Source organism: Citrobacter sp. TBCS-14, from assembly GCF_005280805.1.
Taxonomy (GTDB): domain Bacteria; phylum Pseudomonadota; class Gammaproteobacteria; order Enterobacterales; family Enterobacteriaceae; genus Citrobacter; species Citrobacter gillenii.
Genome location: NZ_SZWM01001345.1, coordinates 20,266 through 37,448, shown reverse-complemented (window position 1 = coordinate 37,448; position 17,183 = coordinate 20,266). Strand labels below are relative to the sequence as shown.

General features: G+C 54.2%; 16 protein-coding genes and 1 pseudogene. 8 read left to right on the top strand and 9 right to left on the bottom strand.

The annotated features are described in order from the left end of the window. Positions 1-63 precede the first annotated feature (63 nt). The 3 genes from nirD to tsgA form a co-directional block, all read right to left on the bottom strand. Positions 64-390, bottom strand: a complete 327-nt coding sequence (nirD, locus tag FDX22_RS27950) for a nitrite reductase small subunit NirD (RefSeq protein ID WP_115257314.1) — start codon at positions 388-390, stop codon at positions 64-66. Continuing rightward, positions 387-2,930 (bottom strand): NADPH-nitrite reductase large subunit, encoded by a 2,544-nt coding sequence (nirB, locus tag FDX22_RS27945; RefSeq protein WP_096759293.1) that lies wholly within the window; start codon positions 2,928-2,930, stop codon positions 387-389. Before nirB ends, nirD begins: the two co-directional genes overlap by 4 nt. A gap of 271 nt (positions 2,931-3,201) precedes the next feature. Further along, entirely contained in the window at positions 3,202-4,383 is a 1,182-nt protein-coding gene (gene tsgA, locus FDX22_RS27940) for an MFS transporter TsgA (protein WP_115257316.1), read from the bottom strand. A gap of 264 nt (positions 4,384-4,647) precedes the next feature. Here tsgA and ppiA point away from each other — a divergent pair, with 264 nt between their 5' ends. The 5 genes from ppiA to FDX22_RS27915 all read left to right on the top strand — a co-directional run bounded on the left by ppiA (position 4,648) and on the right by FDX22_RS27915 (position 7,985). After that, the gene (gene ppiA, locus FDX22_RS27935; protein ID WP_096759295.1) at positions 4,648-5,220 is read left to right on the top strand and encodes a peptidylprolyl isomerase A; all 573 of its coding nucleotides are present in this window, start codon (positions 4,648-4,650) and stop codon (positions 5,218-5,220) included. 107 nt (positions 5,221-5,327) lie between these two features. Then, positions 5,328-5,495, top strand: coding sequence for a YhfG family protein (locus FDX22_RS27930; RefSeq protein WP_115257317.1), 168 nt, complete (start codon positions 5,328-5,330; stop codon positions 5,493-5,495). Further along, the gene (locus FDX22_RS27925; RefSeq protein ID WP_117342456.1) at positions 5,485-6,087 is read left to right on the top strand and encodes a putative adenosine monophosphate-protein transferase Fic; all 603 of its coding nucleotides are present in this window, start codon (positions 5,485-5,487) and stop codon (positions 6,085-6,087) included. The genes FDX22_RS27930 and FDX22_RS27925 overlap by 11 nt, the downstream gene beginning before the upstream one ends. A gap of 31 nt (positions 6,088-6,118) precedes the next feature. Next, complete coding sequence (gene pabA, locus FDX22_RS27920; protein WP_117342455.1) at positions 6,119-6,682, top strand: aminodeoxychorismate synthase component 2; 564 nt, start codon at positions 6,119-6,121, stop codon at positions 6,680-6,682. A gap of 85 nt (positions 6,683-6,767) precedes the next feature. Beyond that, positions 6,768-7,985, top strand: coding sequence for an aspartate aminotransferase family protein (locus FDX22_RS27915; protein ID WP_146718090.1), 1,218 nt, complete (start codon positions 6,768-6,770; stop codon positions 7,983-7,985). A 91-nt stretch (positions 7,986-8,076) separates the two neighbouring features. Here the strand turns inward: FDX22_RS27915 and FDX22_RS27910 are convergent, their stop codons facing one another. Next, complete coding sequence (locus tag FDX22_RS27910) at positions 8,077-10,164, bottom strand: YccS/YhfK family putative transporter (protein ID WP_115257320.1); 2,088 nt, start codon at positions 10,162-10,164, stop codon at positions 8,077-8,079. Between the two features lie 51 nt (positions 10,165-10,215). Next, positions 10,216-10,848 (bottom strand): cAMP-activated global transcriptional regulator CRP, encoded by a 633-nt coding sequence (gene crp / locus FDX22_RS27905; RefSeq protein ID WP_000242758.1) that lies wholly within the window; start codon positions 10,846-10,848, stop codon positions 10,216-10,218. 309 nt (positions 10,849-11,157) lie between these two features. Here crp and FDX22_RS27900 point away from each other — a divergent pair, with 309 nt between their 5' ends. Then, the gene (locus FDX22_RS27900; RefSeq protein WP_096759301.1) at positions 11,158-11,562 is read left to right on the top strand and encodes an OsmC family protein; all 405 of its coding nucleotides are present in this window, start codon (positions 11,158-11,160) and stop codon (positions 11,560-11,562) included. 72 nt (positions 11,563-11,634) lie between these two features. Here the strand turns inward: FDX22_RS27900 and FDX22_RS27895 are convergent, their stop codons facing one another. From FDX22_RS27895 to FDX22_RS27880, 4 genes and pseudogenes are all read right to left on the bottom strand, one after another. Continuing rightward, positions 11,635-12,504 carry a phosphoribulokinase gene (locus FDX22_RS27895; protein ID WP_096759302.1) on the bottom strand — a complete coding sequence of 290 codons (870 nt, stop codon included), beginning with the start codon at positions 12,502-12,504 and terminating at the stop codon, positions 11,635-11,637. Between the two features lie 52 nt (positions 12,505-12,556). Further along, positions 12,557-12,775: a YheU family protein gene (locus FDX22_RS27890; RefSeq protein ID WP_096759303.1), complete on the bottom strand. Its 219-nt coding sequence runs from the start codon at positions 12,773-12,775 to the stop codon at positions 12,557-12,559. 2 nt (positions 12,776-12,777) lie between these two features. Next, a pseudogene (locus FDX22_RS27885) lies at positions 12,778-13,840 on the bottom strand (hydrolase). Between the two features lie 35 nt (positions 13,841-13,875). Further along, complete coding sequence (locus FDX22_RS27880) at positions 13,876-14,595, bottom strand: NUDIX domain-containing protein (protein WP_146718089.1); 720 nt, start codon at positions 14,593-14,595, stop codon at positions 13,876-13,878. Between the two features lie 192 nt (positions 14,596-14,787). On the opposite strand from FDX22_RS27880, the gene prs reads away from it, so the two are divergent. Together prs and FDX22_RS27870 are read left to right on the top strand one after the other, a co-directional pair. Next, positions 14,788-15,648 (top strand): ribose-phosphate diphosphokinase, encoded by an 861-nt coding sequence (gene prs, locus FDX22_RS27875; RefSeq protein WP_146718088.1) that lies wholly within the window; start codon positions 14,788-14,790, stop codon positions 15,646-15,648. Between the two features lie 14 nt (positions 15,649-15,662). Continuing rightward, the gene (locus tag FDX22_RS27870; RefSeq protein WP_117342450.1) at positions 15,663-17,153 is read left to right on the top strand and encodes a nicotinate phosphoribosyltransferase; all 1,491 of its coding nucleotides are present in this window, start codon (positions 15,663-15,665) and stop codon (positions 17,151-17,153) included. The last annotated feature ends 30 nt before the right edge of the window (positions 17,154-17,183 follow it).

Below are 17,183 nucleotides of genomic sequence, written 5' to 3'. Positions count from 1 at the left end.
GGCCTACTAAAAAGGCCTACCAATACGTCTAAAAAGGGAGGCATTGCGCCTCCCAATAATTTACTAACCGCGCAACTGCACCATGCCGTCTTTCACCCGGGCTTCGTAGTGCGCCACGGAATGACTTTCGTCCTCCATGCACAGACCGTCGCTGAGGCGGAAGCGCTGTTTTTTCAGCGGGCTGGCAACCCATAGCTCGCCCTGGTGCTCAGCAATAATCCCGCGTGAAAGTACGCTGGACTGGAAGAACGGGTCGATGTTGCTGATCGCAAACACCTGGTCGCTGTGATAAGGACGGAAAATCGCGACTTGCTCTTTACCTAACAGGGCGCAGACGCCTGTTGCAGGCAGAATGTCATCGATTTTGCAGATGTTTTTCCACTGGCTCATGCGTTTTCCTCCACCAGAGTGACCGGGATACGCTCATACGGCGTGGCCGGGCGATGTTGTTCACGTTCAGGCACAACCTGGACATTCGGATCGCGTTTATCGCTGTTAATAAAGTGCTTGAAGCGAACCTGCGCGGACGGCGTGTTGACGGTTTCTGTCCACTCGCATACGACGGCTTCACGCAGACGTGCCATCTCTTCTTCCAGATGCTCGTTCAGGCCCAGTTTGTCGTCAATGATGACAGACTTCAGATACTCGATGCCGCCTTCCAGGTTATCTAACCACGGTGCGGTACGGGTCAGTTTGTCCGCAGTACGGATGTAGAACATCATGAAGCGGTCAAGGTATTTCATCAGCGTTTCACGGTCGAGATCCGCTGCCAGTAGATCCGCATGGCGTGGTTTCATCCCGCCGTTACCACAGACGTACAGGTTCCAGCCTTTTTCAGTGGCGATGATACCCACGTCTTTACCTTGGGCTTCTGCGCACTCACGGGTACAGCCAGAGACGCCAAACTTCATTTTGTGCGGGGTACGAATGCCCTTGTAGCGGTTTTCAAGCTCAACGCCGAAGCCTACGCTATCGCCGACACCATAACGGCACCAGGTGCTACCCACGCAGGTTTTCGCCATACGCAGCGCTTTAGCATACGCATGACCGGTTTCGAAGCCCGCTTCAATCAACTGACGCCAGATTTCCGGCAGGTCATCTTTTTGCGCGCCGAACAGACCAATACGCTGAGAACCGGTGATCTTGGTGTACAGATTGAACTCACGAGCGATACGGCCCACGGCAACCAGACCTTCCGGGGTAATTTCGCCACCGGCAGAGCGTGGGATAACGGAGTAGGTACCGTCTTTCTGGATGTTGGCCAGGAAGTTGTCGTTGGTATCCTGCAGCGGCGTGTGCTGCGGCTTGAGGATGTATTCATTCCAGCAGGAGGCCAGCAGGGAACCGACGGTTGGTTTACACACTTCGCAGCCGTAACCTTTACCGTGTTTCGCCAGCAATTCCTCGAAGGTTTTAATGCCTTCCACGCGGATGAGATGGAACAGTTCCTGACGTGAGTACGGGAAGTGATCGCACAGGTTGTTGTTGACTTCGATGCCCTGTTTCGCCAGTTCGGCATTCAGCACCTGGGTAACCAGCGGAATACAACCACCGCAGCCAGTACCGGCTTTGGTTTCGGCTTTCAGCGCTGCAACGGTGTGGCAGCCTTTGTTAATGGCGGCAACCAGCATGCCTTTGGTGACGTCGAAGCAGGAACAAATCTGCGCGCTGTCCGGCAGTTTATCCACGCCGATGGACGGCTTACCGCTGCCTGAGTGTGCTGGCAGGATCAGTGAGTCCGGGTTTTCCGGCAGTTCGATGGCGTTCAGCACCAGCTGCAGCAGGTTGCCGTAATCGCTGGTGTCACCCACCAGAACCGCGCCCAGCAGCGTTTTGTTATCTTCGCTGACGATCAGGCGTTTGTAGACTTCTTTACTTTCGTCGAGGTAAACGTAGCTACGGGCGCCCGGTGTACGCGCATGTGCGTCGCCGATACCGCCGACATCTACGCCCAGCAGTTTCAGCTTGGCGCTCAGGTCTGCGCCTTCGAACGCGTTTTTGCTACCGAGAATATGGTCAACGGCGACCTGCGCCATTTTGTACCCCGGTGCGACCAGGCCATAAACGCGGTCGTTCCAGCTGGCGCATTCGCCGATAGCGTAGATATCCGGGTCAGAGGTCTGGCAGGCGTCGTTGATCACGATACCGCCACGCTGTGCCACATCAAGGCCGCACTGGGTTGCCAGTTTGTCGCGCGGGCGAATACCGGTGGAGAAGACAATGAAGTCGACTTCCAGTTCGCTGCCGTCGGCAAAGCGCATGGTTTTACGCGCTTCAGTGCCTTGCTGGACGATCTCTTTGGTATTTTTGCTGGTGTGCACACGCACGCCCATGCTTTCAATTTTGCGACGTAACTGCTCGCCACCCATCTGATCCAGCTGTTCAGCCATCAGCATCGGGGCAAATTCAATCACGTGGGTTTCAACGCCTAAGCTTTTCAGGGCACCTGCGGCTTCCAGACCCAGCAGGCCACCACCGACAACGGCGCCGCGTTTACTGCGACGAGCGCAAGACTCAATGGCGTTGAGGTCTTCAATGGTACGGTAAACGAAACAGTCCTGCGTTTCCGAACCTTTAATTGGCGGGATCCACGGGTAGGAGCCGGTTGCCATGATCAGTTTATCGTAATAAACCGTACGACCAGCGCTGGAGTGGATCACCTTCTCCTGGCGGTTGATGGTAATCGCGCGTTCGCCGACTAATACCTTCACGCCGTGCTTCTCGTAGAAGCCTTCACGCACCAGAGACAGCTCTTCAGCAGTGTGGTGAGAGAAGTAAGAAGACAGGTGTACGCGGTCGTATGCTTTGCGGGGTTCTTCACAGAAGACGGTAATATCAAACTTGTCCGCATCGGATTTATCAAGAAGATCCTCAATAAAGCGATGGCCGACCATACCATTACCGATAATAGCGAGTCTGACTTTGCTCATTTTTGCCTCGATTTCTTTTCTATTACTGCCTACCTTAACGATTCAGCAACCCCGCTTATTGATACAAATCAATTTCGCCCTTATATACTCCTTAAGAGGTATATAACTGATTTGTCAGCGTTTTTATAAGTCACGGAATTGACAGGCTTTTCATGTTTGTATGATTAGCGTACAAATTAAGGGGTTTTAGTGTGAATAGGTCAGGATCCTAAGGGTTAGAAAGGGGAGTGATAAATGCCGGATAATCAGAGCCGCTATCCGGCATTCAGGTTTACTGCACAGCCGGTGCGTTATGCTGGCGATGACGCGTAACAAACCCAAGGATAAAGCACATCACGAATACCACAGCATACAGGCCATTCGCGGTTTGTAGTGCGGCCAGAGGACCGCTGTGGGCAACGATCGGACCGGTCACCACGAAGGTTAACATGGTCCCAATGGTGCCGCAGGTCAGGACGAAGTTAACCAGCTTCGGTGAGGCCACTTTAGTCTGCTGGGAGCCGAGGGTGATAATGGTGGTATAGATGGCGCTGGAGAAGAAGCCCAGCGTCAGGATGAACCACGGCATGTGCTCTGGCGTACCGGTGATGAAGAGATACATCAATACGGTTGCCAGTCCTGCCAGCACGGTCAGGATACGCTGCAAATCAAAGAAGCGCAGGATAAAGCTAAACGCCCACATACCCACCATGTAGGACATCCAGAAATCGCTGACCAGCTTACCTGCATCGTTCAGGCTCATGCCGAGGCTTTTGGCGTATTCCGGCACCCAGGAGATAAAACCCAACTGACCGAGGATGTAGCACAGCGCGGCGATGGACAAAAACAGCACACCGATGCCCCACTTCTCTTTCGCCACCGGTGTTTCCGGTTGCTGCGCGTGTTTACCCAGCGCCGGGAACTCACAGCCAAAGGTCAGCAGGAAAATGGCGACGTACACCAGGCCGATACAGGCGTAGACCCAGTACCATTCGATGCTACGCGCCAGCAGGTACGCGGCAACCATCGGGAAAATCATGCCCGCCATGCTGAAGAAGGAATCTGTAAACAGCAGGCGAGATCCACGCTGGCGACCTTCATACATCTGGGTGACCAGGAAAGTACCAATCGACATGGTGATCCCGCTGACGACCCCCAGCACAAACATGGCGGCGGAGAACAGCGCCAGGCTATGCGTGAGCATCAGTCCGGCGACAGCCAGCAGCATCAGAATAAAGCCAAAACGTAGTTGCGTTTTCAACGGGACAATTTCCATCAACCACGCATTCAGAAAAATAGAGATCAGAATACCGGCATTCAGAAAGGTGAAGGTGTTACTCATACTGGAAACGGGCAAATGGAAATAGTCTGCGATGTTTCCCATCACCATCCCGGTGACAATAACCAACGCGCCTGTCAGGGCGTAGGAGAGAAAGCTGATCCATGTGAGCTTGATACGATTGCTGTTAGTCATGACTGGCCTGTATAGAAGTGTAAGGCGCATTGAAGGCGCCGTGAGCGGGCGGATTTTAGGCGTTTTGTTGATGTATTTAAATATTTTTTAGCAACTGCTGTTTCTATTACATATTTCAATGTGATCATGATCACATTGATGCGCGTTGCAAAGCATTTACATTTGTTTCAGGTTCGTAAAATTAAGTAAAGGGATGGCCTTGTCATGGAAGGCTCTTTAGAATCAATTCACTTGCTTCATTTCTGCTCTTGTAAAGGAATTCTCATGCTCAAATCGACTCTGGCGGCTGTTGCAGCTGTTCTCGCTCTTTCTGCCCTCTCTCCCGCAGCACTGGCAGCGAAAGGTGACCCACGTGTACTGCTGACGACCTCTGCTGGTAACATTGAGCTGGAGCTGAACAGCCAAAAGGCCCCGGTTTCAGTGCAAAACTTTGTCGATTATGTAAATAGTGGTTTCTATAACAACACCACGTTTCACCGTGTGATCCCTGGGTTTATGGTACAGGGCGGCGGTTTTACCGAGCAGATGCAGCAGAAGAAACCTAACCCGCCTATCAAAAATGAAGCCGATAACGGGCTGCGCAATACCCGTGGCACCATTGCCATGGCGCGGACCGCAGACAAAGACAGCGCGACCAGCCAGTTCTTTATCAACATTGCGGACAACGCTTTCCTCGATCACGGCCAGCGTGACTTCGGCTATGCCGTTTTTGGTAAAGTGGTGAAGGGGATGGATGTCGCGGATAAGATAGCTCAAGTGCCGACTCACGACGTCGGCCCTTACCAGAACGTTCCGTCCAAACCGATTGTTATCCTGTCTGCGAAAGTTCTGCCGTAATCGTATTTTTGCGCGGGCGGTTCCTGCCCGCGTTCTCTCCCTTCTCTGCGTAACCCGAAATTGCTGCTTATACTTGTGGCAAGTGCTGGCTCATTCAGGGAGGTCACGTGAAAAAACTCACCGATAAACAAAAGTCCTGTCTTTGGGAGCAGCTGCGAAACGGCAATTTCCAGGCTAGTCGACGTCTGGAAGGCGTGGAGATTCCACGGGTTACGCTGAGCGCTGAAGATGCCCTGGCGCGCCTTGAAGAATTGAGGAGGCACTATGAGCGATAAATTCGGTGATGGGCGAGATCCCTATTTGTATCCGGGCCTGAACGTGATGCGTAATCGTCTCGGGGTCCATCAGGCCCAGCGTCTGGCGCAGGCGGCCTACGAATTGACGGCGCTGCGGGCGGCGACGATTGGGCTGGGCCCGCTAAAACGCGGTCTGCCGCATCTGTGCGCTATTCATCGCCAGCTCTATCAGGATATTTTTGACTGGGCGGGCCATCTACGCGAGGTCGATATTTACCAGGGCGATACCCGCTTCTGCCACTTTGCTTATATCGAGAAAGAGGGCAACGCGCTGATGCAGGACCTGGAAGACGAGTCCTGGCTGGTAGGGCTGTCGGCGGATAAGTTTATCGACCGACTTGCGCATTATTATTGCGAAATTAATGTGCTACACCCATTTCGTATTGGCAGCGGTCTGGCCCAACGTATTTTCTTCGAACAGTTAGCGGTTCATGCCGGGTATATGCTCAGTTGGGAGGGTATCCCGGTCGAAGAGTGGAATCAGGCCAACCAGAGTGGTGCGATGGGCGACCTGTCGGCGCTGCGGGCGATATTTCGTAAAGTGGTAAGCGAAGCCCGAGAAACTGGGTAGAATAGCGCGGTTTTTCTGTACCGGAGCCGCCATGATCCTGCTTATCGATAACTACGATTCTTTTACCTGGAACCTGTATCAATATTTCTGCGAACTGGGCGCAGAGGTCCTTGTCAGGCGCAACGACGAGCTGACGCTGGCGCAAATTGATGCGTTAAGTCCGCAAAAAATCGTTATTTCCCCCGGTCCCTGCACGCCGGATGATGCCGGGATTTCTCTGGATGTCATCCGTCACTATGCGGGAAAAACCCCGATGCTGGGCGTCTGTCTGGGCCACCAGGCGATGGCGCAGGCGTTTGGTGCCAGCGTCGTGCGGGCGGCGAAAGTCATGCACGGTAAGACCTCCCCGATTACGCATACCGGGCAGGGCGTTTTTCAGGGGCTGGCGAACCCGCTAACGGTGACGCGCTACCACTCTCTGGTGGTTGCACCTGAGACGCTGCCGGCCTGCTTTGAGGTAACGGCCTGGAGTGAAACGCAGGAGATTATGGGCATTCGCCACCGCGAGTGGGATTTGGAAGGCGTGCAGTTTCACCCGGAGAGTATCCTCAGTGAGCAGGGGCATCAGCTGCTGGCTAATTTCCTCAATCGGTGATTTGTAGTTGCTATTCAGTGACTTTTTATTCATATTTTGTGATTATAATTTCACTAGCATTTCTGCTTAACTGGGTGGTAATGACATGGCAACTGAACAAACTGCAATTACGCGCGCGACATTCGATGAAGTGATTCTGCCGATTTATGCACCGGCAGAGTTTATTCCGGTCAAAGGGAAAGGAAGTCGAGTCTGGGATCAACAGGGTAAAGAGTATGTTGATTTCGCGGGTGGTATTGCAGTTACCGCGTTAGGGCATTGCCATCCGGCCCTGGTCGAAACGTTAAAAACGCAGGGCGAAACCCTGTGGCACACCAGTAACGTTTTCACCAATGAGCCTGCACTGCGCTTAGGCCGCAAAATCATTGATGCGACCTTTGCCGAACGCGTGCTGTTCATGAACTCTGGCACTGAAGCCAACGAAACCGCCTTTAAGCTGGCGCGCCACTATGCCTGCGTCCGGCATAGTCCGTTCAAAACCAAAATTATCGCCTTCCATAATGCGTTTCATGGCCGCTCGCTGTTTACCGTTTCCGTCGGTGGGCAGCCAAAATATTCTGACGGCTTTGGGCCAAAACCGGCGGACATTATCCATGTACCGTTTAACGACCTGCATGCGGTAAAAGCGGTGATGGACGATCACACCTGCGCGGTGGTGGTCGAGCCAATTCAGGGCGAAGGGGGTGTTATGGCCGCCACGCCGGAATTCCTGCAGGGCCTGCGCGAACTGTGCGATCAGCATCAGGCATTGCTGGTGTTTGATGAAGTGCAGTGTGGTATGGGGCGTACCGGCGACCTGTTTGCCTATATGCACTACGGCGTGACGCCGGATATCCTGACCAGCGCCAAAGCCCTCGGCGGCGGTTTCCCGGTGAGCGCGATGTTGACCACTCAGGAAATCGCTTCTGCGTTCCATGTCGGTTCGCACGGTTCAACCTACGGCGGTAACCCGCTGGCCTGTGCGGTTGCAGAGACGGCGTTCGATATTATCAACACGCCGGACGTGCTGGACGGTGTTCAGGTCAAACGTCAGGCATTTGTTGCGCATTTACAGAAAATAGATGCTCAGTATGACATTTTTAGCGATATTCGCGGTATGGGGCTGCTGATTGGCGCGGAGCTGAAGCCGCAGTTCAAAGGTCGGGCGCGTGATTTCCTCTACGCCGCTGCTCATGAAGGCGTTATGGTGCTGAACGCGGGGCCGGACGTCATGCGTTTTGCGCCATCGCTGGTGGTGGAAGAGGCGGATATCGATGAAGGGATGCAGCGCTTTGCGCAGGCGGTAGCGAAGGTGGTGGGTTGATTGCCGGATGGCGGCGTAAACGCCTTATCCGGCCTACAGGGTAAGGTGTGATTCGTAGGCCGGATAAGCGTAGCGCATCCGGCAGTCGATCTTAACCTTTCATATCCCGCAACCGGCGGCTCAGCCAGATACCGTGGTGCGGGCGTTGACGCCATGCCACCGACGAAATGGTGTGCATGGTATTCAGATGCCCCAGTATACGTTGCAGATGCTGCTCCAGGGTACTTAATGGACCGTGGGACAGCATCTCCGACGACTCGAGAATGTTCACATCACCGGAGCTCCCCGGCCCGTCATATTCCAGCCGCTGCTGACAACGCTGAATCGCAATTTCACAGGACTGCAGATACCGCTGCGCCAAATCCGGCGTCAACATGGTGTGTTCCCGGGCCAGCGTGGTCATCGCATTAATATGTTCGACGATGAACTGGCTGTGCGTGACCCACAGTTTCATATCGGCCAGGTAATGTGAGTTAAAACCTGGCTCCTGCATCGCCTGGTTCAGTGAGTTAAACAGCGTGTTATGCGCCTGGTTGACCCGCATACGCTGATACGCCAGCGGTGTGGCCTGTGGATCGTTGCTGAGGATCAGGCGAATGGCTTCCTGGTCAGCTTCCAGCGCATCGTGGGCGTTTTTGCGCAGCAGGCCGCTTTGCCACTGTGGCCACAGCCAGAGCGTGCCGCCAAAGGCAATCAAACAGCCCAGCACCGTATCGACAAAGCGCGGCACAATAAACTGTTCTCCGTTCAGCGTCAGCAACTGCAGGGTATACACCGCCGTAACCGTAAACCCGACGGTGGCCCAGCCGTAGTTTTTGCGCATGATCAGATAGCTGACGAGGGTGATGACCAGCATGGCAGCCAGCGTAAACCCTTCCGGAATATGAAAGTGCAGCGTGACGCCGGCAATCACCAGCCCGACAAGCGTGCCCAGTGAACGATGCAGAATGCGTACCCGCGTGGCGCCGTAGCCATTTTGCGTGACGAACAGGACCGTCATCAGGATCCAATAAGGTTTGGGCAGGTGTAAGGCGCTGCCCATCAGGCTGGCGATGCTCAGCATGACGCTGATACGCCCGGCATTACGCAACGCGGGAGATTTCAGCGACAGATAGTTTTTCAGGGCCGGGAGTAACGGCAGGCGGCGCTGTTTGTCGGCCATTAAATCTCGGGCATACAGCGGACGCTGGGTGCGCAGCACGCGGGCAATGCGGCTAAAGTGCCAGTAGCAAAACTGCCCGACCGGGTTTTCCGGGTGCTGGTTGGCAATTTTCTCCAGCGTGCCAATCTGTTTTTCCATCGAAAAGCGTGTTGGTAAGCGGTGATACAGAATGTCATCTGCCAGTACGCGTAACCGGTCGGCGACGGTGCGCGCATTCCAGCGAATCACCTGTTCTGCATGACTGCGTTCGACCAGCTTCTGCACCTCTTCTGGTTGATGCAGGCTGACGGAAATATGCTCCTGCAAATCCAGCGCCTCCTGAAAGGCCCGTAGCAGGCGTTTGTACTCGTTGTTGTGATGCGCCGACAGCATATGCATTTGCTGATAGCACTGGGTGATCAGATCCACCGCTTTTTGCTGGCGAACCAGCAGCGGGGGCAGCGCTTTTTCGGGATCGACGTGCTGGGTTAGCAGGCTGTATTTCGCTTCACAGTAATCGGCCAGTTCGCGATATAACAGGCTGAGCGATTCGCGCAGCGGCTGCTCACGCCACAGCCAGAACCAGAACCAGTTGAACGCGCCGTACCACAAAGTTCCCAGCGCATAGATCAGCAGCGGTTCCCAGACCGGCATGTTGCCAGCCAGGCTTAGCGTGAAAATTGCCGCAATCAGTGAGGCGGGCAGCAGTCGTGCATGCAGCGGGCTTAACTCGGCGGTCACGCCGAGAATCAGCGTCAGGCCGGTAAGGATCAGCGGGAGCGCAATGCTTTCTGCCAGCAATAGCTGCATGATCAGGCTGCATCCGGCAAACAGTGACGCGCCAATAACTAAGCGTTTAAAAAATCGCTTATGCGGGGTATCAAGACCGGCAATATTGCAGCAGGCGGGGACGAGGGAGAACAGCAGCCCCAGATGAAGCTGACCGATGATAAGACCGACAGCCACGGGTAAACACAGCACCAGCGTTTGTCGTAGTGCGTAGTTGATCTCGGGGTGATAAATCAGTCTTCGCCACATCGGTGCAAACAAAAATGGCGCATTACCAGGTAACGCGCCATTTCGACGAGGTTAACGCGTGCCGTAGACGACGATGGTCTTACCGTGCGCGGAGATCAGGTTCTGATCTTCCAGCATTTTCAGGATACGACCAACGGTTTCACGGGAGCAGCCAACGATCTGGCCAATTTCCTGACGGGTGATTTTGATCTGCATGCCGTCCGGGTGGGTCATCGCGTCAGGTTGTTTCGCCAGGTTCAACAGGGTCTGGGCGATACGACCGGTGACATCCAGGAAGGCCAGGTTGCCCACTTTTTCGGACGTTACCTGCAGGCGACGAGCCATCTGAGAAGACAGGCGCATCAGAATATCCGGGTTAACCTGGATTAATTGACGAAATTTTTTGTATGAAATTTCAGCAACTTCACATGCGGTTTTGGCACGTACCCAGGCGCTACGTTCCTGGCCTTCTTCAAACAGGCCTAATTCACCAATGAAATCGCCCTGATTCAGATAAGAGAGGATCATTTCTTTCCCTTCTTCATCTTTGATCAGCACTGCCACTGAGCCTTTAACGATGTAATACAACGTTTCCGCTTTTTCACCCTGGTGAATCAGCGTGCTCTTCGATGGGTACTTATGAATATGGCAATGAGACAAGAACCATTCGAGAGTCGGGTCTGTTTGCGGTTTGCCAAGCACCATGCGCGGTTATCCTCTGTTATAAGCTGTCTCCAGAGTCAGAACACGACGCTGCCTCTGGGGTTGCAAAAATATGCTTCCCGCTACCTGGGAAAGGGGCTGCTAAAAAGTGAACTGCAGCCTGTAATGTGATGTCCTCTGCATACATGCAGTACGTCAATGTATTACTGTAGCATCCTGACTGTTTTAGCATAGCTTTCGCCGTGTGTCTCCTGGTGTCTCGCTTCAGCATGACTCAGGTCGCCTTCCGTTGCGAGAATTGTTATGTACGCGTAATCTGTCAGGAAAATTGAAACATTGGAGTTACGAAATATGCAAGCGCGTGTAAAGTGGGTTGAGGGGTTAACCTTCCTCGGTGAGTCCGCCTCAGGCCACCAAATCTTGATGGACGGTAACTCCGGTGATAAAGCGCCGAGCCCGATGGAAATGGTACTCATGGCTGCGGGTGGCTGTAGCGCCATTGATGTGGTGTCGATCCTGCAAAAGGGTCGTCAGGATGTGACCAACTGCGAAGTGAAGCTCACTTCCGAGCGTCGTGAAGAAGCGCCGCGTCTGTTTACCCATATTAATCTGCATTTCATCGTTACCGGCAACGATCTGAAAGACGCTTCGGTGTCTCGCGCCGTCGATCTCTCCGCGGAAAAATACTGCTCCGTGGCGCTGATGCTGGAAAAAGCGGTGAATATTACCCATTCCTATGAAGTGATTGCCGCGTAATCCCTGATGCCGGATGGATGATGTTGATTTGTAGGCCCGATAAGCGTAACGCCATCGGGCACTTCCCACGCTTCACTCGATTTTTTTGCCTTCCATCAGTCGCTGGACCAGCGGCAGCATAATCAATTCCATCGCCAGCCCCATCTTGCCGCCCGGCACCACTAATGTATTGATATGGGAAATGAATGAGCCCTGCAGCATCGCCAGCAGCCACGGGAAGTCGATGCCTTCCAGATTACGAAAATGAATCACTACAAAGCTTTCATCCAGTGACGGAATGCTTTTGGCGGCAAAAGGATTGGAGGTGTCGACGGTCGGTACACGCTGGAAGTTAATATGCGTACGGGAAAACTGCGGGGTGATGTAATTAATGTAGTCGTCCATTGAACGTACCACCGAATCCATTACCGCCTCGCGGGAGTGACCGCGCTCGCTGGTGTCGCGGGTCAGCTTCTGGATCCACTCCAGATTGACGATCGGTACCACGCCGACCAGCAGATCAACATGCCGCGCCACGTTTTGCTGCGGCGTCACCACGCCACCGTGCAGGCCTTCATAGAATAAGACGTCTGTGGGTTCAGGCAGCGGCTGCCACGGGGTAAACGTTCCCGGAACCTGATTCCACGGTACGGCCTCATCGTAGGTGTGCAGATATTTTCGTGACTGGCCTTTGCCGGTCTGGCCGTACTCGCTGAAGGTTTGTTCCAGCAGGCCGAAGTCGTTGGCTTCGGGGCCGAAGTAACTGATGTGTCGCCCGGCGTCGCGCGCTTTGCGGATCGCCATGTCCATCTCCGGACGGGTATAGCGGTGAAAACTGTCGCCTTCCACCTCGGCGGCGCGCAGATTTAACTGGGCGAAAATTTTACGAAACGCGAGGCTGGTGGTGGTGGTCCCCGCGCCGCTGGATCCTGTTACCGCAATCACCGGATGTTTGGCAGACATAATAACTCCATGGATAGGTTAGTTTTTATTATATTCAGCCGCCGGCTGCGGGTTATTCGCGAAACTGTTTTCGCGGCATAATGTTGACCGTTTCATGCAGTTCTGACCATACCAGTACAGCTTCGCCAGATTGTAACTGGCGTCGGACGTCGGCGACTTTTTGTTCGAGCGAACGTTCATGTTCACCATAATCGGTACCTTCGCGCAAGACAAAGCTTTCAATCAGATTGTCCAGCGCTTCAGGGGATAAGTCCTGCCAGGGGATCTGCATGATTATGCCTCCAGATACGTTGTCAGCCAGTCGGGGATACGGGATTCCAGCCACATCTCAGGATGGCGCAGCGTGCCGCTAATAAACCCGACGTGTCCACCGTGCTCGGTTAACTGATATTCCACCTGTGAGGGCAGATTTTCCGGTTTGGGGATCACGTGGTGATCCATAAAAGGATCGTCCTTGGCGTGAATAATCAGCGTTGGTTTGGCGATCAGGTTGAGTAGTGGCATGGCGCTACACTGACGATAATAGTCTATCGCATCGGCAAAACCGTGGATTTTGGCGGTGATCAGATCGTCAAAGTCACGAATGCGGCGCAGGGACTTCAGCTGTGCCAGGCTTACCGGCAGCGAGCCAGGATAAGCTTCGAGCTTACGCGAGGCATTGGCTTTTAACAGATTAAGCAGATAGCGCTGGTAAACGCGGGAGAACCCTTTTTCCATATGATAGCTACAGGCCTCCAGCACAAAGGGGGCGGAGACAATAACCGCGGCATCAATCGGGATAGCGTTCCCTTCTTTGGCCAACAGGCAGGCCAGCATGTTGCCACCGAGCGAGTAGCCGACCGCTGCGGTTGGCACGCGGCCGAACTCGCGCTCCAGCCAGCGTAAAAACCAGGTACCGTCCTCGGTCTCGCCGGAGTGATAAATGCGGTTCAGGCGATTCGGCTCGCCGCTGCAGCCGCGAAAATGCATCACCACGCCTAACCAACCGCGCTTTTGCGCCGCCTCAATCAGACCGTGGGCGTACGGGCTGTTCAGGCTACCTTCCAGACCGTGAAAAACCACCAGACGCGGTTTGTGCTTCGCCTGATGCGGATCTTCACTCCATGCCAGATCGACAAAGTCGCCGTCGGGTAATTCCAGACGCTGCCAGTGGGCGTCGAACTTCACCTTACGGCGAATTAAACGCGGCAGCATGGTCTGCAGATGGCGATTACTGATCCCGCGCATCGGGCGGAATTCTCGCGAATCATCGGCAGGGAGATTCATTTCTGTTGGAGTGATTTCAACCATAACACCAGAGCAATTAATCATCGAAAACAGCAACTATACCGCGCACAGAGCCTGCGGGTTAGCCAATATGTGATTTTGTACTTATTCAGCCAGCAGGTTACGTGAGAAAAGATGAAAATCCACACCCGGTTTACGTCGCCACAGGCGGGCTTTCCGCGTGCCGGTGGCCATGCTTTCACCGGTATCTTCAAACATATCTGAGGCCTCAAAGCGGCGGATCAGGCTTTTGCGCTGAATCGGCTGGCCGAGGATAACCTCTGTGGCTTCCTGTAGCTGACCATGGGTAAAGGTATCCGGCAAACAATAAACGGGCAGTAAAGAATATTTCGTTTTTTGCCGCAGCCGGTTCAGGGCGGCATCAATGATCGACTGGTGGTCAAAGGCCAGCGGATAGTCGGCAAGCTTATCAACCGGGACCCAGCGGGCATCGCTGACGCTGGCAATATGCGGTTCGCAGTCCACCCAGGCGATAAGCGCAAACCAGGTGACCGTCAGGCTCCAGCCACGCGGGTCACGATCTGGCCCGGAAAATGTGTCCAGCTGTTCCAGCCACGAAGGCGAAACGCCAGTTTTTTCAGTGAGTTTACGCAGCGCTGTGGCGCGAGTGGAATCATCGTGTGCCATATCAATAAAGCCGCCGGGTAATCCCCAACGTCCTTTCTGCGGCTGGTTTGCCCGTTCGACCAGCAGCACGCACAGCGCCTGTTGATGCACGGTAAACAACACGCTATCCACCGTTACCAGCGGGGAGGGAAAGCGGCGGGCATCGTACTGATTCAGGTAGTCGGCTTCGGTGGTCATAAGGTACTCACGATGATGTGCAACGCTGCCAAGTGTACCAGCCCGGTATCGGTGGGCAAGGTGCGTTTTTTTTCCATTGATTATCAGTTGATTAGCGTATGTTCAAAAATACTTTATTTTATGCTTGCTTAATAATTGTCTTAGGGACATTATTAATTGTGTCGAAGGGACACAATTTGAAGGGGAAGCGAGATGAGCGTAAAATTAACCTTAACGCTGGATGACCAGGCTTACGCTATTGTCAGCGGTATTTTTCCTGATGGGGCCGTCTGGTTGAAAGTCACCGACGCGTTGCCATGCTTCGCTCACCAGATGCGCATTCGTGCCACGGCGATGCGCGATATGAACGACTTTATGCTATTGGCGCAGTTGGTCGACGCGGTGCGCCATCAGACCGATGTACGGGTCAGCCATCTTGAACTTCCCTGGCTGCCGTGGGCGCGCCAGGACCGACATATGGTTGCGGGCGACAGCTTTGCGCTGAAGGTTTTTGCCCGTCAGCTCAATACGTTGCAGTTCGACAAGGTGAAGGTACTTGATCCACACAGCGACGCGGCGGCAGCGGCTATCGATAATTTCATCACTCTTCCCCAGGAGGTCTGTTTGCTGCAAAGCGCGACCTTGCAGCGCCAGTTCCAGCAAAATGCGCTGATGCTGGTGGCTCCTGATGCCGGAGCATTAAAGAAAATTGATGCTGTCGCCAGAGCCTCAGGGGTTGCTGAATACGCCATTTTGAGCAAAAAACGCGATGTCGCCAGCGGCAACCTGACGGGTTTCGCGTTGGTTGCCGGGGATGTTAAAGACCGGGATGTGCTGATTGTCGACGACCTGTGCGACGCTGGCGGCACCTTCATTGGCTCTGCCCAGGTTTTACGCGATGCCGGCGCGCGCAGCGTCAGCCTGTACGTCACCCACGGGATCTTTTCTAAGGGCGTTGAGCACCTGTTTGCCAACGGCATTGACGCCGTTTACACCACCACATCGTTAGCGTCCTCTACGCTGGCCCATCCGCAGCTTGAACTTATCGACATTGACGCGATTTACCGCGCCTGAGGGAGACACCTGTTATGAAAATGAATCCAATCTTGGCTATTGATGGCTACAAAGTGTCTCACCGCGTGCAGTATCCGCAGGGCACCAGCCGGGTCTATTCCAACTTTACCCCGCGCAGCGATCGCTTTTTCTCGTCGCCGTTGCCGGATGGCAAGCTGGTGTTCTTCGGTCTGCAGGGCTTTTTGCAGTGGTTTTTGGTTGATTTGTTTAACGAGGCGTTCTTTGCCCGACCGCAGGAAGAGGTGGTCAGTGAATACAAACAGGTGATGGACGGGTATCTGGGAAAAGATGTCGTGGCGGTTGATCACATTCGTGCGCTGCACCAGCTGGGCTATCTGCCGTTGCACATTAAAGCACTGGATGAAGGCAGCAAAGTCCCGATGGCGGTGCCGGTATTAACCATCATCAATACTCAACCTGAGTTTTTCTGGCTGGTGAATTACCTCGAGACGGTACTGTCGGCTGAGCTGTGGAAAGCGTCAACCAATGCCACCATCGCGCATCACTACCGCAAAATCTGTGCGCATTGGGCAGAAAAAACCTGTAGCGATATGACGCACCTTGACTTCCAGTGCCATGACTTTTCGTTTCGCGGTATGTCAGGATTGCAGGACACCATGCAGGCGGGCGGCGGGCATCTGCTGAGTTTTAAAGGCACCGACAGTATTCCGTCGCTGCTGTACGCCCGTGATTACTACACCGACGGCGAGGCGTATTTCATCGGCGCCAGCATTCCAGCCACCGAGCACAGCGTGATGTGCATGGGCGAGCGTGAACACGAGATCGAAACCTTCCGTCGTCTGATTGCCGATCTGTACCCGCAAGGATTTGTGTCGATAGTCTCCGATACCTGGGACTACTGGCAGGTGCTGACGGAGTATACCCGGGAACTGAAGCACATCATTCTGGCGCGTGAGGGGCGGGTGGTGTTCCGCCCGGACAGCGGTAACCCGGTCGATATTCTGTGTGGCACTGGGCTAGATGACGATAACCGTGCCGAACGTACGCCAGAGGAAAAAGGTTCCGTGGAGGTGCTGTGGGAGATTTTTGGCGGTACGGTAAACGCCAAAGGGTATAAGGTGCTCGACCCGCATGTAGGGCTGATTTATGGCGACTCCATTACGCTGGAGCGGGCGAATGAAATCTTGCGTCGCCTCGAGGCTAAAGGCTTTGCCAGCTCAAACGTGGTGTTCGGGGTGGGATCGTTTACCTATCAGTACAACACGCGAGATACCTTTGGCTTTGCGATGAAAGCGACGTGGGGAGAAGTGAACGGTAAAGGCCGGACCATCTTTAAGGAGCCGAAAACCGACAATGGTCTGAAACGCTCTGCCCGCGGGCTGCTGCGCGTTGCACGTGATGAGCAGGGCGAGTTACGACTGCATGATGAACAACGTTGGCAACAGGAGCAGGAAGGCGAGCTGAAAACCCGCTTCCTCGACGGTAAGCTATATCACCGTCAACATTTCGACGATATCCGCCAGCGCCTGGCGGCGCAAAAATAATTTCCTACAAGCGGGTAGCGATACCCGCTT

What these genes read in the sequence shown, in the direction of transcription:
- nirD (WP_115257314.1), bottom strand. Translation starts at nt 390, where the DNA reads ATGAGCCAGTGGAAAAACATCTGCAAAATCGATGACATTCTGCCTGCA.
- nirB (WP_096759293.1), bottom strand. Translation starts at nt 2,930, where the DNA reads ATGAGCAAAGTCAGACTCGCTATTATCGGTAATGGTATGGTCGGCCAT.
- tsgA (WP_115257316.1), bottom strand. Translation starts at nt 4,383, where the DNA reads ATGACTAACAGCAATCGTATCAAGCTCACATGGATCAGCTTTCTCTCC.
- ppiA (WP_096759295.1), top strand. Translation starts at nt 4,648, where the DNA reads ATGCTCAAATCGACTCTGGCGGCTGTTGCAGCTGTTCTCGCTCTTTCT.
- FDX22_RS27925 (WP_117342456.1), top strand. Translation starts at nt 5,485, where the DNA reads ATGAGCGATAAATTCGGTGATGGGCGAGATCCCTATTTGTATCCGGGC.
- pabA (WP_117342455.1), top strand. Translation starts at nt 6,119, where the DNA reads ATGATCCTGCTTATCGATAACTACGATTCTTTTACCTGGAACCTGTAT.
- FDX22_RS27915 (WP_146718090.1), top strand. Translation starts at nt 6,768, where the DNA reads ATGGCAACTGAACAAACTGCAATTACGCGCGCGACATTCGATGAAGTG.
- FDX22_RS27910 (WP_115257320.1), bottom strand. Translation starts at nt 10,164, where the DNA reads ATGTGGCGAAGACTGATTTATCACCCCGAGATCAACTACGCACTACGA.
- crp (WP_000242758.1), bottom strand. Translation starts at nt 10,848, where the DNA reads ATGGTGCTTGGCAAACCGCAAACAGACCCGACTCTCGAATGGTTCTTG.
- FDX22_RS27900 (WP_096759301.1), top strand. Translation starts at nt 11,158, where the DNA reads ATGCAAGCGCGTGTAAAGTGGGTTGAGGGGTTAACCTTCCTCGGTGAG.
- FDX22_RS27895 (WP_096759302.1), bottom strand. Translation starts at nt 12,504, where the DNA reads ATGTCTGCCAAACATCCGGTGATTGCGGTAACAGGATCCAGCGGCGCG.
- FDX22_RS27890 (WP_096759303.1), bottom strand. Translation starts at nt 12,775, where the DNA reads ATGCAGATCCCCTGGCAGGACTTATCCCCTGAAGCGCTGGACAATCTG.
- FDX22_RS27880 (WP_146718089.1), bottom strand. Translation starts at nt 14,595, where the DNA reads ATGACCACCGAAGCCGACTACCTGAATCAGTACGATGCCCGCCGCTTT.
- prs (WP_146718088.1), top strand. Translation starts at nt 14,788, where the DNA reads ATGAGCGTAAAATTAACCTTAACGCTGGATGACCAGGCTTACGCTATT.
- FDX22_RS27870 (WP_117342450.1), top strand. Translation starts at nt 15,663, where the DNA reads ATGAAAATGAATCCAATCTTGGCTATTGATGGCTACAAAGTGTCTCAC.